This window comes from Plantactinospora sp. B24E8, assembly GCF_039871735.1.
GTDB lineage: Bacteria > Actinomycetota > Actinomycetes > Mycobacteriales > Micromonosporaceae > Plantactinospora.
Genome location: NZ_JBDPMH010000010.1, coordinates 198,061 through 214,035, shown reverse-complemented (window position 1 = coordinate 214,035; position 15,975 = coordinate 198,061). Strand labels below are relative to the sequence as shown.

The 15,975-nt window shown below is 73.1% G+C and carries 15 protein-coding genes; 5 read left to right on the top strand and 10 right to left on the bottom strand.

The window, feature by feature from the left end; translation table 11 throughout:
• Positions 1 to 51 precede the first annotated feature (51 nt).
• From ABGB21_RS17970 to ABGB21_RS17945, 6 genes are all read right to left on the bottom strand, one after another.
• On the bottom strand, positions 52 to 897 hold the full coding sequence (locus ABGB21_RS17970; protein WP_347653922.1) for an MOSC N-terminal beta barrel domain-containing protein: 846 nt from the start codon (positions 895 to 897) through the stop codon (positions 52 to 54).
• A 43-nt stretch (positions 898 to 940) separates the two neighbouring features.
• Positions 941 to 1,423 (bottom strand): hypothetical protein, encoded by a 483-nt coding sequence (locus tag ABGB21_RS17965; protein ID WP_347653923.1) that lies wholly within the window; start codon positions 1,421 to 1,423, stop codon positions 941 to 943.
• A 128-nt stretch (positions 1,424 to 1,551) separates the two neighbouring features.
• Positions 1,552 to 2,169, bottom strand: coding sequence for a response regulator transcription factor (locus ABGB21_RS17960; protein ID WP_347653925.1), 618 nt, complete (start codon positions 2,167 to 2,169; stop codon positions 1,552 to 1,554).
• Positions 2,166 to 3,368 carry a sensor histidine kinase gene (locus ABGB21_RS17955; protein ID WP_347678611.1) on the bottom strand — a complete coding sequence of 401 codons (1,203 nt, stop codon included), beginning with the start codon at positions 3,366 to 3,368 and terminating at the stop codon, positions 2,166 to 2,168. Before ABGB21_RS17955 ends, ABGB21_RS17960 begins: the two co-directional genes overlap by 4 nt.
• A complete protein-coding gene (locus ABGB21_RS17950) occupies positions 3,344 to 4,165 on the bottom strand; it encodes an ABC transporter permease (RefSeq protein WP_347653928.1) in 822 nt (273 codons plus the stop codon). Before ABGB21_RS17950 ends, ABGB21_RS17955 begins: the two co-directional genes overlap by 25 nt.
• A complete protein-coding gene (locus ABGB21_RS17945) occupies positions 4,162 to 5,016 on the bottom strand; it encodes an ABC transporter ATP-binding protein (protein WP_347678609.1) in 855 nt (284 codons plus the stop codon). Before ABGB21_RS17945 ends, ABGB21_RS17950 begins: the two co-directional genes overlap by 4 nt.
• 177 nt (positions 5,017 to 5,193) lie before the next feature.
• Here ABGB21_RS17945 and ABGB21_RS17940 point away from each other — a divergent pair, with 177 nt between their 5' ends.
• The 3 genes from ABGB21_RS17940 to ABGB21_RS17930 are packed head-to-tail and all read left to right on the top strand — an operon-like array spanning position 5,194 to position 7,633.
• The gene (locus tag ABGB21_RS17940) at positions 5,194 to 6,297 is read left to right on the top strand and encodes a sensor histidine kinase (protein WP_347653930.1); all 1,104 of its coding nucleotides are present in this window, start codon (positions 5,194 to 5,196) and stop codon (positions 6,295 to 6,297) included.
• A complete protein-coding gene (locus tag ABGB21_RS17935; RefSeq protein WP_347653931.1) occupies positions 6,294 to 6,953 on the top strand; it encodes a response regulator transcription factor in 660 nt (219 codons plus the stop codon). Before ABGB21_RS17940 ends, ABGB21_RS17935 begins: the two co-directional genes overlap by 4 nt.
• Positions 6,954 to 7,009: 56 nt before the next feature.
• Positions 7,010 to 7,633 (top strand): hypothetical protein, encoded by a 624-nt coding sequence (locus ABGB21_RS17930; RefSeq protein ID WP_347653932.1) that lies wholly within the window; start codon positions 7,010 to 7,012, stop codon positions 7,631 to 7,633.
• 71 nt (positions 7,634 to 7,704) lie between these two features.
• Here the strand turns inward: ABGB21_RS17930 and ABGB21_RS17925 are convergent, their stop codons facing one another.
• Complete coding sequence (locus ABGB21_RS17925) at positions 7,705 to 8,421, bottom strand: MBL fold metallo-hydrolase (RefSeq protein WP_347653934.1); 717 nt, start codon at positions 8,419 to 8,421, stop codon at positions 7,705 to 7,707.
• 113 nt (positions 8,422 to 8,534) lie between these two features.
• On the opposite strand from ABGB21_RS17925, the gene ABGB21_RS17920 reads away from it, so the two are divergent.
• Entirely contained in the window at positions 8,535 to 9,473 is a 939-nt protein-coding gene (locus tag ABGB21_RS17920; RefSeq protein WP_347678607.1) for a threonine/serine dehydratase, read from the top strand.
• On the opposite strand, the gene ABGB21_RS17915 is transcribed toward ABGB21_RS17920, so the two are convergent.
• Together ABGB21_RS17915 and ABGB21_RS17910 are read right to left on the bottom strand one after the other, a co-directional pair.
• Positions 9,398 to 10,435 (bottom strand): DUF72 domain-containing protein, encoded by a 1,038-nt coding sequence (locus tag ABGB21_RS17915; protein WP_347653937.1) that lies wholly within the window; start codon positions 10,433 to 10,435, stop codon positions 9,398 to 9,400. The genes ABGB21_RS17920 and ABGB21_RS17915 overlap by 76 nt on opposite strands.
• Positions 10,436 to 10,575: 140 nt before the next feature.
• The gene (locus ABGB21_RS17910; protein ID WP_347678605.1) at positions 10,576 to 10,746 is read right to left on the bottom strand and encodes a hypothetical protein; all 171 of its coding nucleotides are present in this window, start codon (positions 10,744 to 10,746) and stop codon (positions 10,576 to 10,578) included.
• 362 nt (positions 10,747 to 11,108) lie between these two features.
• Between ABGB21_RS17910 and ABGB21_RS17905 the strand changes: the two genes are divergently transcribed.
• Positions 11,109 to 14,864, top strand: a complete 3,756-nt coding sequence (locus ABGB21_RS17905) for a S8 family serine peptidase (protein WP_347678603.1) — start codon at positions 11,109 to 11,111, stop codon at positions 14,862 to 14,864.
• Positions 14,865 to 14,951: 87 nt separating this feature from the next.
• Here ABGB21_RS17905 and ABGB21_RS17900 read toward each other — a convergent pair whose 3' ends face one another.
• A complete protein-coding gene (locus tag ABGB21_RS17900) occupies positions 14,952 to 15,836 on the bottom strand; it encodes a LysR family transcriptional regulator (RefSeq protein WP_347654142.1) in 885 nt (294 codons plus the stop codon).
• Positions 15,837 to 15,975: the final 139 nt, after the last annotated feature.

Here is a 15,975-nt window from a genome sequence, read left to right as displayed (position 1 = left end):
CCCCCCCCCCGGGGCCCCCCCCCCGCTCCGTCGTACCCGACGACAGCCCGGTCAGTCAAGCACCTCCACCGCGTCACCGACCCGGACCGTACGACCGTCGCGGGACGGCCCGCCCGGTTCGGCCCGTACCGTCAACTGGAGACCGAAGAGAAGCTTGCGGCCGATGTTCCGCCGGGCGGCGAGCATCCGGAGCGGTTCCCGCCCCCGCTCCCCGGTCTCCTGGTCGATCGTCGCGATCAGACAGCGGGCACATTCGGCGGCGCCCTGGAACACCGCCCCGCCGATCCTGATCCGCCGGCCGACCCAGCCACCCTCGGCCCACGGCGCGGCACCGTCGACCACCAGGTTGGGACGAAACTGGACCATCGGCAGTGGCCCCTCGGCGCTGCCCGACTCCAGCAGCCATTCGTTGAACATGTCCAGTGAGGCGCTGTTGGCCAACAGCAGCGGAGTGCCGTCGGCGAAGCTCAGCTCGGCACCGACCCCGGCCGGCACCGGCCAGGGAACGAGGTTGCGGGTGGGGTCGCCGAGCCAGACCAGCCGGGCGGTACGCCCCAACAGCCGTCTGAGCCAGTCGTCCGCCTCGCGACCGGCGGCCCGTACCGGTGCGGGCGGCCGCGCCCGGTACACCCGTACCTCGAGCACCTCGCCGTCGGTCGGCTCGGCCAGCTCGAGCGGAGCCATCCCCGGCGCATCCAGGGTCAGCCCGCCCGGCCGGGTCACCGCCCGCATCGTCACCAGTTCCCGGTGCTGACGCTGGCTCAGGCCGAGCCCGTTCTCGTCCACGATCAGCCAACGCCGGTCGCCGTCCAGCCCCCACGGCTCGACCCGCGCCGTGTCCCGGTCCATCCGGCGGCAGCCCTTCACCGGATACGTATAGATCGAGGTGACTCGCATCCGGTCAGGATGACACGCCGCGGCGCGGCGTGAACACCCGCTCCTACGACCCGCTCTCGATGACGGTGGGCTCGCCCAACTCCTCGGCGACACGCGCGATGCCGGTACGGATCATCCGTCCGTACTCGTCGTCGGGCAGCACCGCGACGTGCTGGCGGGCCAGGATGAGCTGTTCGCGGGCCTGGTCCGGCCGGCCCAGCTTCCGGTAGTCCTCGGCGAGGTTGAGGTGCAGCGACGGGCGCATCCCCTCGACGGTCAACGTCGCGTGGTGCCGCTGGGCCCGTACGTCGGTGAGTACCTCGGCGGCCTCCAGCGCGCGCAGGTCCCAGCGGAGTTCCTCGGCCGGATCGTCCTGCAGGTCGGCGAGGTAGTGGGCCAGCGAGCACCGGTGCAACGGGTCGCCGTCCGCCCCGATCCGGCCCCAGAGTGCGGTGAGCCGCTCCCTGGCCTCGTCGACCCGGCCAGCCTGTCCCCACCCGACCGCCTCGCCGATGCTCGCCATCATCTCGTCGACGTCGTCCGCCATCGTCTCGTTCCCTCCGCCATGCCCGGCTGCTGCCCGGACCCGCCACCGGCCGGCCAACCCCGGCCCGGCCGTCATGCTGGGGCCTCGAGCAGGTGGAGAGTCAACCGACCGGTGGAAGCTCGGAGTACTCAGAGTTCCCCGAGTGTCATCGCCGTGGTCACCGCTGCCGTCCGGTCCGACACACCGAGCTTGTGGAACGCCCGCAGCAGGTGCGTCTTCACCGTCGCCTCGCTGACGTGCAGCTCGCGTCCGATCTCCGGGTTCGACAGTCCCCGGGCGACCAGCCTCAGCACCTCCACCTCACGTGGGGAGAGGGTTTCGCGTCGCGGCCGGCGTACCTGGCGGACCAGCCGGGTGGCCACCGACGGGGCGAGGACCGTCTCGCCGCGCGCCGCCGCCCGTACCGCGGCGAGCAGGTCCGCCCGGGAGGCGTCCTTGAGCAGGTAGCCGGCCGCGCCGGCCTCCACCGCGCGCAGGATGTCCGCGTCCGTGTCGTACGTGGTCAACACCACCACCCGGATCGTCGGGACGACGGTCAGCAGCTGCTCGGTCGCGCCGACCCCGTCCAGGCCCGGCATCCGCAGGTCCATCAGGACCAGATCCGGCCGCATCGCCTGGACGACCCGGACCGCCTCCGCGCCGGAGGCCGCCTCACCGACAACCGTGAGGTCCGGCTCCCCCGCCAGCATCGCCCGGATCCCGGCCCGGACCACCGGATGGTCGTCGACCAGCAGCACCGAGATCATCCGTCCGCCACCTCCACCTGGACCGTCGTCCCCGCACCGGACCGCGACTCGACCGCGAGCCTGCCCGACACCTGCGCCACCCGGGCCGACATCGCACCCAGCCCGTAGCCGCCGGCCGCCGGTGTGCCGAAACCACGGCCGTCGTCGGTCACCACCAGCAGCACCCCGCCCGGCCGGTACGTCAGCCGAACCGTGACCGAGGTGGCGTCGGCATGCTTGCGTACGTTCGCCAGCGCCTCCTGCACGACCCGCAGCAGCACCACCTCGACCCTGGTCGGCAGTGCACGCGGCTCCCCCGCCACGACAACCCGCCCCACCAGTCCGGTCTCGGTACCGAGCCGGTCGACCAGCCGCCGGGTCGCGTCCGCGAGGGACGATTCGGCGAGCGCCACCGGAGTGAGGGCACCGACCAGCGCCCTCGCCTCGGCCAGGTTGTCCCGGGCCATCCCGGTCGCCGTCCGCAGGTGCCGCCGGGCCTGGGTCAGGTCCCGGTCGAGTTCCGTCTCGGCGGCCTGGAGCAGCAGCACCACACTGGTCAGCCCCTGGGCGATGGTGTCGTGGATGTCACCGGCCAGCCGCTGCCGCTCGGCCGCCACCCCGGCCTCGTGGGAGAGCCGGGCCACCTCGGCCCGGCTGGCGTCCAGCTCCTCGATCAGTACCGCCCGTTCCTCGTTCTGCCGGGTCACCTGCCGGGCCCAGGTGCCGACGACGGCGGAGATCAGCACGACGACCAGGGCAACCGGCCCCGGTCCGGTGAGTGCGTCCCTCGGCTCTCCGGTACGCAGTACGAAGACCACCACGCCGGCCAGGTTGAACAGCACCACCGCCCCGGTGGCCGGCAACGCCGGCAGCACCATGTACGCCTGTGCACAGAGGGCGAGCAGGACAAAGGACGCGGCGCTGACCGAGGCGACCGCCGGTACGTACAGCAGCAGGGCCACCCCGAGGTAGACCCCGCCCCGCCAGCCCTCCACCTCGTCGCGGGCCACCCGCCGCCCCCAGACCAGATACCAGCCGACCAGCGCGGCGAGCAGCACCACCGCCCTCGCCCGGTCCGACCCCGGTCTGCTCAGGTCGGTCAGGACGAAGACGGTGGTGGCGACCGCCGCGAGTCCGAAGTAGAGGTCCCAGAGCGGATAGCGCCGCTGCCAGGCTCCCCTGCCGGTCTCCGGACTCACCGCTCCCCGTGGCCGCGCCACCGGAAGGTCCTCAGACACAGCAGCAGCCCTCCGATGCACCAGACGGCGAGCACGAGCGCGGTGCGCCCATGCTCCCACGACCGGGTCACCTCGTGGGACAGGATCGTGTCGGGCAGGAAGGCCGACCGGAAGCCCTGGGCCATCCACTTGAGCGGGAACAGGGCCCCGAGCCGCAGCAGCGGTTCGGGCAGTGCGGAGACCGGGGTGAAGAAGATCCCCGAGATGAACGCCAACACCAGGTAGGGCAGGTTCATCACCGCGCCGGCACTGCGCCCGGACCGGGCCAGGCTGCTGACCGCGATGCCCAGGAAGGAGCAGCCGGCGACGCCGAGCAGGAGGACCCAGCCGAAGGTCAGCCACCGTCCCGGCTCCGCCGGCAGGTCGACACCGAACATCAGCGTGCCGATGGCGAGTAGCAGCACCACCTCGGCCACGCTGATCACCAGCACCATGAAGACCTTGCCGAGCACGTACGCCGACGGGGGCACCGGCGCGCCACGCAGCCGCTTCAGGGTGCCGTCGTCCCGGTCGGCGGCGATGCTGATCCCCAGGTTGACGAAGGTGGTCGAGGCGACGCCAGCGGCGATCATGCTGGGGACGAGGTACTGGGCCGAGGTGACGGTGCTGCCCTCGTACACACCGGTGATCAGGGAGCCGAGCAGGGCCAGCAGCACCGCCGGCAGGGCGAAGGTGAAGACCACCGCGTCACGTTCCCGAAAGAACGCCCTCAGTTCGAGCAGGCCACGGTGCAGCCCGAGGATGGCGGGGGACGGAACGGCGCCGGTCGGGAGGGTCATCGGGTGCCGTCTTCGATCAGTGTGAGGTAGACGTCTTCGAGGCTGGGCCGGGTCACGGTCAGGCCGGGCACCGGGCCGCCGTACCGTGCGGTCAGTTCGGCGACCACCGAGGCCGGGTCGCCGGTCCGTCGGGACCGCAGCGCGGTGCCGTCCCGCCAGGACACCGTCGCCTCCGCAGTCGCCCGGCCGCCCAGGGTCGCCGGATCCCCCTCGGCGACGATCCGACCGGAGACGATCACCGCCACCCGGTCGGCCAGCGCCTCGGCCTCGTCCAGGTAGTGGGTGGTGAACACGACCGTGGTGCCGTCCCCGGTGGTCAGCGCACGGATCAGGGCCCAGAAGGCGCGGCGTACCTCCGGGTCGAACCCGGTGGTCGGCTCGTCCAGGAAGAGTAGGCGCGGCCGGCCGACCACGCCGAGGCCGACGTCGAGCCGACGGCGCTGCCCGCCGGAGAGGGTACGGACCAGCGCTCCCGCCTTCCCGGTCAGCCCGACCAGACCGATGACCTCGTCCGGGTCCCGGGCCTCCGGGTAGTAGCGGGCGAAGTGCCGGAGCGACTCGGCCACGGTCAGTTCGCTCAGGTCACGGGCGCTCTGCGGGACGATCCCGATGCTCCGGCGCCAGCGCAGCGGAGCCCGCCGGGGATCGGTGCCGAGCACCGAGACCTCGCCCGCGTCCCGGTCGCGGTGCCCCTCCAGAATCTCCACGGTGGTGGTCTTGCCCGCCCCGTTCGGGCCGAGCAGGGCGACGATCTCGCCGTCGGCGACGTCGAGGTCGAGGCCGTCGACGGCAGTCTCGTCCCGGTAGCGTTTGCGCAGCCCACGTACCCGTACGGCGTACTGGTCAGTCATGCGTCGAGGATGCGCGGTTCCGGGCTGCCGCCGCGACGACCGGTGGACTGAACCGCGCTGTCCACCGACCGGTGGACACGACCACGTCCCGGTACCACCGTCCCGTCGGCCGGCCCGGACGGCGGGCTACCACGAACGCGGTATGCCGCACGACGCCCGGATCCGTACAGTTGCCGAGTGCGGCGGTGGATGGTGGACGTCGGCATCCTGGCGGTCACCGGCGCGGTGACCGGATACCGGCTCGCGGTGACCGAGGCCGCCCCGGGCGACCGGGCGGCCGATCCCACGGCGTACGGGATCGGGCTGGTGATGACGCTCGCCCTGCTCGGCCGGCGGCGCTGGCCGGCCGTGGTGCTGGCGGTGGTCGGCGGGCTCTTCCTGCTCTACCACGTCTGGCGGTATCCGGGCGGCGCGCCGGCCCCGCCGGTCTGGGTGGCGCTGTGCTCGGTCGCGCTCGCCGACCGGCGTCGACCCGGCCTGGGCCTGGCCGGTCTGTTCATCCTCCTCGACCTCCAGTCCCGGGTGATTGTGGAGCAGGTGGAGCCGCTGACCGCCACCCTGGACGGCTCGACCGTGGTCTTCGTGGCCGCGCTGCTGCTCGGCGAGACGGTCCGGAGCCGACGGATCCGGCTGGCGCTGGTCGCCGCCGAACGCGACCGGGCGGTCGAACGGCACCTCGTCGCGGAACGTCTGCGCATCGCCCGGGAACTGCACGACGTCACCGCGCACACCCTGGCCGTGGTCGGCGTCCAGGCCGGGGTCGCCGCCGAGATGCTGGAGGACGACCCGGCGCAGGCCCGCGCCGCGCTGGGAGAGGTCCGGCGGGCCAGCCGGGAGGCGATGGTGGAGTTGCGGGCGGCGGTCGGCGTACTCCGGGACGGCACCCGGGCCACCGACCCGGCCGACTGTCCGGTGCCCGCGCCGCCGGTGCCCGTCCTCGACCGGCTCCCCGCGCTGGTCGCCGCCACCGGCGCCGTCATCGCCCGGGACGGCGAGCCGCGCCTGTTGCCCCGGGCGGTGGAGGCGACGGCGTACCGGATCGTCCAGGAGGCGGTGGCGAACGCGGTCCGGCACGCCGACGCCGAACGGATCGAGGTACGACTCGGGTACCGGGTGGACGGCCTGACGGTGACCGTCCGGGACGACGGCCGGGGCGCCACCGGCCCACCCGGCAACGGGTTGCGTGGCATGGCGGAACGCGCCGCCGGCCTGGGCGGCTGGCTGCAGGCCGGCCCGGCGGACGGGGGCGGTTTCCAGGTGCGGGGGTGGCTGCCGGGATGACCACGACACGGGTGCTGCTCGCCGACGACCAGACACTGGTCCGGGCGGGCTTCCGGGTGCTGCTGGAACGGGCACCCGACATCGAGGTGGTCGCCGAGGCGTCCGACGGCGACGAGGCGATCGCGCTCGCCCGCGCGCACCGGCCGGACGTCGTCCTGATGGACGTGCGGATGCCCGGCACCGACGGGCTGACCGCGACCCGGCGGGTCCTCGCCGACGACCGGCTGCCCGGGGTACGGGTGGTCGTGCTGACCACCTTCGAGCTCGACGAGTACGTCTACGCGGCGTTGCACGCCGGGGCGAGCGGCTTCCTGTTGAAGAACCTGGAACCGGAGGAGTTGCGCCGGGCGGTCCGGGTGGTGGCCGCCGGTGACGCGCTGCTGGCGCCGGAGGTGACCCGTCGGCTCATCGCGGCGTTCGCCAGCGGTCCGACGGTGCCCGGACTGCACACGTTGACCGCCCGGGAGCGGGAGGTGGTGGCGCTGGTCGCGGAGGGGCTCTCGAACGTGGAGGTGGGAGTCCGGCTCGGCATGAGTACGGCGACCGCGAAGACCCACACCAACCGGGCGATGACCAAACTCGGTGCCCGGGACCGGGCCCAGCTCGTGGTCTTCGCGTACCGCAGCGGGCTGGTCGGGGTACGACGACCGCGGTAGGCCGCCGCGCCGTCGGGCGGATCCGCCGGGGATCCGCCGTCCATAGCGTCAGATCCATGTTTCTCATCCTCGGTCCCACCCTCAACCTGCTGGCCACCTTCTTCTGGCAGGCCGAGACGCAGGGTGCCACGGCCGGCACCCTCGCCGCTCTCTCCGTGGCCTGCTGGCTGGTCGGCCTGCTCGGCCTCTACGACCGGCTGCGGGCCGGCGCGCCCCGCTACGTGGCGGTGGCGGTGCCGCTGACCGTCTTCGCCACCCTGGGCGGAATCTCGTTCGGTGTGCAGAGCATCCACGAGGAGCTCTTCGGCGCCTCGCACGCCCGGGCCGTCGAACTGCTCGACCAGCACGCGTTCGCGGCGACGACCCTGTTCTGGACCGCCGGGCCGCTCTTCCCGCTGGTCCTCTTCGCGCTCGGCGCGGCGCTGGCCCGGCTGCGCGCCGCACCGTTGCCGGTCGGGGTGCTGCTCTGTCTGGGGGCGCTCGCCTTCCCACTGAGCCGGATCACCCGAGAGGTCTCCGTCGCGCACGTCGCGGACCTGCTCCTGCTGCTGCCGTTCCTCTACCTCGGGGTGCGCGGGCTGCGGGACCAGGCCCGGTCGACGCCCTCGGCAGCCGACAGTGCCGTCGCAGCACGACAGTCGCGGGTCACGGTGGCGGGCCACGACAACCTGACCGGCTGATCCGGCGCCGGACCCCGGCCCCGACACAGATCGCGGTGCGGGGCCGGGGTTGACGGAGTGACGGCCCGGGTTCAGCCGGACAGCAGTTGGCGGGCCTGCTCCAGGGTGGTGGGTTCGCTGTGGCTGTCGACGTACCACTGGTAGGTGTCGTCGAGCAGGTCGTGCGCCATCGCCAGGTCGGGTCCGTCGTCCGGGCCGCGCAGGTGGAACGGCGGCGGATAGAAGCAGTCGCCGAGCAGCGCCACCTGCGAGTCCGGCACCAGGACAACCGTCGAGTCGGGGGCGTGCCCGCCGCCGACGTGCCGCAGCCGTACGTCGCCGGGCAGGGTCAGCTCGTCGGTGAAGGTGGTGTGCGGCGGGACGACCGCGAAGTCGTCCCAGCCCTCCATCGCCAGCGCCCGGCCCCGGAAGCTCGGCCCCAGCCGGGGGTTCGCCCGGACCTCGTCGCGCAGGTAGCGGTGGCTCCACGGGCGGGCCGCCTCGGCTTCGAGCAGTTCCCGGCCAGCGACGTGGCCGACCACCTCCACCTCCGGCCAGGCGCAGGCGCCCCAGACGTGGTCCCAGTGGTGGTGGGTGTAGACCAGCCGGCGGGCCGCAGGCAGCCCGGCGTCCCGGATCGCGGCCTGGATCTCCCGCGCGTGCGCCGGTGACTGGCCGGCGTCGACGACCAGACTGCCGTGGTCGTCGGCGACCACGGCGACGCTGCCCCGGAGGTTCTCCGGATCGGGGTCGCCGGGGAAGAGCCAAACCCGCCCGGCGAGCGGCACAAGGGTGGTGATGGTGATCAACTCCTCGGATCGACGGGTCCGCCACCGGACCGGGTGGCCTGCCTCACCATGACCCGACCGGCGCACTCCACCCGACTACCGTACGGCGGGAGCAGGCGGAGCGGAGGGTAGTCATGATCAGCCGTACCGACGTGGCGCGCGCGGCGGCCCGGATCGCCGGGCATGTCCGGTCGACCCCGGTGGTCGAGGTCGAGCCGGATTCCGCCGGTCCGGCCGGCGCGCTCTGGCTCAAACTGGAGTACCTGCAGCACACCGGCTCGTTCAAGGCCCGGGGCGCGTTCAACCGGATCCTCGCCGCGGCCGAGGCCGGGGAACTTCCGCCGGCCGGGGTGGTCGCCGCCTCCGGCGGCAACGCCGGCCTCGCCGTCGGCTACGCGGCGCGCCGTCTCGGCATCCCGGCGGAGGTGTACGTGCCGGCCGCCGCCCCCGAGGTGAAGGTGGCGAAGCTGCGCCGGCTCGGCGCCATCGTGGTCCGGCACGGCCGGGAGTACGCCGAGGCGTACGAGGCGGCGACCAAACGGACCGCCGAGACCGGTGCGCTCTTCTGCCACGCGTACGACCAGCCGGAGATCTGCGCCGGTCAGGGCACCGTCGGCCGGGAACTGCTCGAACAGGTCGACGGGCTGGACACCGTACTGGTCGCGGTTGGCGGTGGTGGGCTGCTGGCCGGGCTGGCGACCGCGTTGGACGGGGTGGCCCGGGCGGTCGCGGTGGAGCCGGAGTCGGTGCCGACCCTGCACGCGGCGTTGGCCGCCGGCCGCCCGGTCGACGTGGCGGTCTCCGGCGTCGCCGCCGACGCGCTCGGCGCCCGCCGGGTCGGCGACATCGCCTACGACGTGGCGGTCCGGACCGGGGTGGCGAGTGTGCTGGTCGACGACGCGCGGATCGTCGAGGCGCGCCGGCTGCTCTGGGACCGGTACCGGGTCGTGGTGGAGCACGGCACCGCCGCCGCCTTCGCCGCGCTCACCTCCGGTGTCTACCGGCCGGCCGACGGGGAACGGGTCGCCGTCCTGCTCTGCGGCGCGAACACCGATCCGGCCGACCTCGGCTGAGCGCTCCCGCCCGGCTGCCGCCGGGGACCGGGCCGCTGCCCCGCTCGGGGTCGGGGCAGGTCGACCTGGCCGGCGCGCGGCCAGCGCACGGCCGGCCCGAGCAGTTCGACCAGTCGGGCGGCGTCGGTCTGCGCCTGGTCACCGCAGCAGTTGTTGAGCAGTACGTGCAGTTCGGTGTGTTCGGCGGCGAAGTCGCGGAGCCGGCCGGCCCAGTCGGCGAGTTCGTCGTCGCCGTACGCGTACCGGAACTTCTCCTGCTTGTCCCCGGTCTCCCAGGCCGGGCTGTGGCCGTGGAGGCGCATCACGGCCGGTTCGGCGGTGCCGAGCAGGAGCGGCGGGACGGACGAGGCGTACCCCTGTGGCATGTCGACGCTGACGATCGAGATGTCCTGCCCGGCGAGGAATCCGAAGGTGTCCGGGGCGGTGGTCGGGTCGTACCAGGTGGCGTTGCGGAACTCGGCCGCGAGCCGCCACGGCCGGCAGCGTTCGGCGACCTCGCGGATCCGCCGCTTGGCCGGCTCGCCGTGGGCCAGCCAGGGCGGGAACTGGAACAGCAGTACGCCGAGTTTGCCTGCCGCGTCGAGCGGCGCGACCACGGACCGGAACCTTTCCCACAACCGCTCGTACGTCTTCGCCGGCAGGTCCCGGCGGCGGACCCGACCGGTGTCCCGGCCCTCCGGTCGCAGGTCGCGGGGCAGCGCCGACACCTCGGTCGGATGGCCGGTGAACAGGCTGAACGCCTTGACGTTGAAGGTGAAGTCGGGCGGGGTCCGCTCGGCCCACGCCTGCACCGTCTCGATCGCCGGCAGCGCGTAATACGTGGTGTCGACCTCGACGAGGCCGAACCGTTCCGCGTAGTAGGCCAGCCGGCCGGCCGGGGTGTTGACCGACCGGGGATACCAGCCCGAGGCGAGCAGTGACCGGTCCGCCCACGAGGAGGTGCCTACCTTCAACTCGCCCATGTCTGCCAGTTCTCCACCCGACACCGGGGTCGAAACCTCCCCGACCGGCCGAAATTCCTCGACGCCGGAACCGCCGGCACCGGGAGAACCGGTGCCGGCGGTTCCGGCGTGGACGGCGGGACGGCGGGACGGCGGGACGGTCAGGCGTACGGGTCGACGCGGCCGAAGACGACCGTGCGGGTGGTCTGGTCGTACCAGGTGCTGGAGCTGCTGCTCCAGCGGTGCGCGACGAGGCGACCGTCGGCCCGGCTGGTCCGGACAAAACCGCTGGTGGGCCGCTGTTGTTCCAGGCAGGGCGGGAGCCGGCACACCGGTCACCCGGGGTGACCGACCGGTCCGGTCCGTTGTCGCTGTCGGAATGCCGACCGGCTGCGGACCTGCCCCGCCCCCCGACGGCCGCCCCTCGACGGCCGCTCCCCGACGACGTCGACGGGTCGGTTGTCACGGATACCCGGGACCCACCTTTACCGTGATGAAAATCGTTCCCATAAAGTTCTCGTTTGATCGCCGGTCCGATCCGGACCGATCTCCCCCGTACGACACGCTGGCCGCAGGACCTGGCGGGACTGCGCCATGGCGCAACCACGCCACCCGTCACGTGTTGATGCGTCCGGGAACCGGTCGGATGATCCGTTGATCTTGCCATTCGTTCGCCGACCCGAAGAGGTTCTCGTTGCCTTCCGTTTCCATCCGCAGGCCCGGGCTGGTCGCCCTCGGTGTGCTGACCGCCCTGGCGGTGGGGATCACCCCGGCCACCGCCGCGGCACCCGCCGAACCACCGGACTCGCCGGGCGGGGCCGGTCCCACCGGTCCGGTGCTGCCGCCGGGCGCCGCCGCCCTGCCGCCCTCCGGCGCCGGCACGCACCGGGTCACCCTGGTCACCGGTGACCGGGTCACCATCGGCACCGCCGCCGACGGCACCGTCGTCCAGTCGGTCGAGAGTCCGGACGGGACCGCCGGCACCTTCCACCGGGTGGTGCTCGACGGCGCGACGTACGTCTATCCGGACGCCGCCCTGCCGTACGTCACCGCCGGTCTGCTCGACAAGCGGCTGTTCAACGTCACCGGGCTGGTCGCCGACGGCTACGACGACGCCCACACCGACCGGCTGCCGCTGATCGTCCAGTACACCGACGCCGCGGCCCGGTCCCGGCGCACCACCACGGTCCCCGGCTCCACCGTGGTACGTCCGCTCGACGCCGTGCAGGGCTCGGCGGTCGTGCAGGACCGCGACCAGGCCCCGACCTTCTGGTCGGCGGTCACCGGGACGACCGGCGGCACCACCGCCCGGCGGGCCACCGGCACCCCGTCGTTCGCCGCCGGCATCGACCGGATCTGGCTGGACGGCAAGGTGACCGCGAACCTGGCGGACTCGACCGCCCAGATCGGCGCGCCGGAGATCTGGTCCGGCGGGAACACCGCGACCGGGGTGAAGGTCGCCGTCCTGGACAGCGGCATCGACACCGAACACCCCGACTTCGCCGGACAGATCGACGCCACCGCCAGTTTCGTGCCGTACGAGGAGTACGTCGAGGACTACCACGGGCACGGCACACACGTCGCCTCGACGATCGCCGGTACCGGTGCCGCCTCAAACGGCACCGAACGGGGCGTCGCCTTCGGCGCCCGGCTGCACGTCGGCAAGGTGCTCGACAGCGACGGCCAGGGCCAGGAGTCCTGGATCCTCGCCGGCATGGCGTGGGCGGCCCGGCAGGAGCGGGCCCGGATCATCAACATGAGCCTGGGTGGCGCCGGCACCGACGGCACCGACCCGCTCAGCGAGGCGGTCGACACGCTCAGCGCCGAGACCGGCGCCTTGTTCGTGGTCGCCGCCGGCAACAGCGGCCCGCGGACCATCGGCACCCCCGGTACGGCGGACGCCGCGCTCACCGTCGGCTCGGTCGACCGTGACGACCGGCTCGCCGAGGACTCCAGCCAGGGCCCGCGCACCGACGGCGGGCTCAAGCCGGAGATCACCGCCCCCGGGGTGGAGATCCTGGCGGCCCGCTCCCACCTCGTCCGGGGCACCGGCTCCTACCAGGTGATGAGCGGCACCTCGATGGCGACCCCGCACGTCAGCGGTGCCGCCGCGCTGCTCGCCGCCGCCCACCCGGACTGGACCGGCCCCCAGCTCAAGGAGGCGCTGGTCAGCAGCAGCAAGGCCACCCCGGCGTACTCGCCGTACCAGGCCGGCGCCGGTCGGGTCGACATCCCGGCGGCGGTGCGGAGCACCGTCTTCGGCACGGTCAGTGCCTACTCCGGCTACCAGTCCTGGCCGGTCGAGCCGGGCAAGGTCGACGTGCAGAAGGTGACGTACACCAACGTCGGTGACGCACCGGTCGAGCTGGCCCTGCGGACGGAGGTACCGGACGCGCCGACCGGGCTCTTCGCCCTCTCCGCCGACCGGGTCAGTGTGCCGGCGCACGGCACCGCCTCGGTGGACCTGACCGCGGCGTTCGACCTGCTGCCCGCCGACCGGGAGCTCAGCGGCATGGTCACCGCCACCGACGGCGCCGGTACGGTCCGGGCCAAGACCCTGGTCGGGGCCGGCAAGGAGGGGCAGCGACAGAACCTGCACATCGTCGCCAGGGACCGCTCCGGCCAGCCGATCCCCGGCGCCAAGGTCCTGGTCACCACGAAGGACCTCTTCACCGCGGTCGACCTGGACGAGAGCGGCAGCGCCACGCTGCGGCTACCGCCTGGCAGCTACAGCGGCTGGCTCAGCGCCGACGTGCAGGGGGCCAACGGACCCCACTCGCTGGGCATGGCGCTGCTCAGCTTCACCGACGTGTCGCTGGACCAGGACCGGACCGTCACCCTCGACGCCCGAAAGGCCAAGCAGATCAGGGCGTACGTGCCGCAGCCGGGGAATCCGTTCGGGATGCGGCTGGACGTGCACCGTTCGTTCGGCGACAGCCTCGTCGAGAGTTCGATGCTGCCGAACGAGTCGTACGACAGCATGTGGGCGCTGCCGACCGGCCGTAAGGTGACCGACGGCGAGTTCGAGTTCGGCGCCCGGTTCCGGCTGGAACAGCCGGCACTGACCGTGGCGACCAGGTCCGACACCTTCGGTGACCTGCTGGTGAAGCGGGGCAGCACCCCGCTGCCGAAGGGCACCCGGAAGCTGACCGCGGTGCTCGGCGACGACGGCAGCCCGGCGGCGCTGGCCCGGCACGACGTCCGGGGCAGGGCCGTGGTGGTCCGGCAGAGCGACACCGTCACCATCGCCGAGCAGGCGGAGGCCGCCGCGGCGGCCGGCGCGCAGCTGCTGCTGGTCGCCGGGACCGGAATCGGCCGGCTGGCGCCGTGGGACGAGACCCCGTGGACCCCGGAGCGCCCGGCACCGCTGACCGTGGCGACGCTCAACGCCGACCAGGGTGCCGCCCTGCTCGCCCGCCTCAGCCGGGGACCGGTCGAGTTGACCGTCACCGCGAACCCGACCACCGAGTACCTGTACGACGTGGTGCGGCACTGGACCGGGGCGGTTCCGGCCGACCCGACGTGGCGGTCGGAGAAGCGGGACCTGGCCCGGGTGGACGTCTCGTTCCGCAACCACCGGCCGGGCAAGGCCAGCGAGTTCCGCGGCGACGTCTGGCACGGCTGGGTGGTCGGCAACCAGCTGACCGCCCCGGCCCGGGGTGAGCGGACCGACTGGGTCACCGCCGACGCCGACTGGGTGGAGAGCGCCGACATCCTCGGCGAGACCGGGCAGGACTCGCTCGACGCGCTGCGCTACACGGCGGAGAAGACCTACCAGGTGAACTGGTTCGGACCGGTCCAGCGGCCCCGGATGGGTCCGCTGCTCGCCATGCCGCTGCGCTACCTCGACTCGGTCTACGTTCCGGTGCCGGGCTGGGGTGACTCGGGCGGCGGCCACATCGGTGACGCGTACGGCAACTACGACGTGAAGAACTGGGCCGCGCTCTACCAGGGCGACCGTCAACTGCTCTGGGGCAACGCCGAATACCTGCCGGTCAGCGGGCTCTCCCCGGAGCGGCTGCCGTACCGGATCGTGGTCGACAACGACCGGGCCGACTGGACGAACCCGTACTCCCGGCACACGCTGACCGAGTGGAACTTCACCTCGGCGGCGACCGGGGCGGAGATGTCCGAGGTCCTGCCGCTGATCCAGCTCGACTACGCGGTGGCCACCGACGAGGACGGCCGGGCGGCCCGGAACAGCCGGTTGACGGTGACCCCGTCGCACCTGCCCGGGGTCTCCGCGACGGTCCGTACGCCCACCGTCGAGATCTCGTACGACGACGGTACGCACTGGCAGCGGGCCGAGCTGAAGCGGGACGAATCCGGCTGGCGGACGACCCTGAAGGCGCCGAAGGGGTCCTCCTTCGTCACGCTCCGGGTCGCCGCCGCGGACAGCGCCGGCAACACGGTCACCCAGACCATCACCCGGGCCTTCGGGCTGCGGTGACGGTCGACTGACGTACCCGTCCCCCACATGCCGCCGTCGGGCGGGCCGCGACCGGCGGTCCCGCCCGGCGGCGGCGGCGCTCTGTGGTCAGTTCCGGTTCGCGTCCGTCGCGGCCCGGACGAACTCGCGGATCCGGGCGGTGGCGTTGCTCTCCGACCAGACCAGCCCCCGGTGGATCGGCGGGGCGTCGTGGATCGGGACGTAGGTGATGTCCGGCCGGGAGTGGTAGCGCCGGGTCAGTTCCCCGACCGGCAGGACACCCCGGCCGAGCGCGACCAGCGACAGCATCTCGGAGAACGTGTTGCCGACCGGGCCCTTCGGCACCGGTCGCCCGGCCGGGGTCCGCTCCGGGGTCCGGTCACGTTTGAACTCCGCCGAGGTGGCCGGCGGGTACTGCACGACCGGGAACTCGGCGAGAACCTCCAGCGAGACCGACTCCGCGTCGGCGAGCGGATGCCCGGCGGCGACGGCCAGCAGCCGCCGCTCCGCCAGCAGGGGCGGTCCGCAGGCCATGCCGTCGAACGGGAACGAGGCGATGAGCAGGTCGACCGAGCCGTCGAGCAGGCTGGCCCGGGAGTTGGCCAGTTGCACCTCGCGTACCTCGACGGCGCAGTCGGGATGTCGTTCGGTGAAGAGGTTCACCGCTCTGAGCAGGGTCGGGGCCGTCCACTCGCCGAGGAAGGCGACCCGGAGCCGTCCGGTGACCCCCCGGCCGGCCTCGACCGCCCGACGTACCGCCTCGGTCATCCCGGTGACCAGCGGCGTCAGGTCGTCGGCGAGTTGCCGGCCGATCGGGGTGAGCTGGACGACCCGGCTGGTCCGGGCGAACAGCGGCGCGCCGATCCGGCGTTCCAGCTTCCTGACCACGTGACTGATCCGGCCGGTGGTGACCCGCAACCGCTGTGCGGTACGGCCGAAGTGCAGCTCCTCGGCGAGGGTCAGGAACGTCTCGATCTCGTACCGCTCCAGCAGCTGGTCGGAGACGACCGACCCGGTCCCGGGCTCCGGCATCCTGTCCCTCCGTCCCCGGCGCTGTCCCTCCGTCCCCGGCGGCGTCGGATCGTTGAATCTGGCGCAACGATCGTAGTGTGATCGCGTCTTGGTGGCCGCC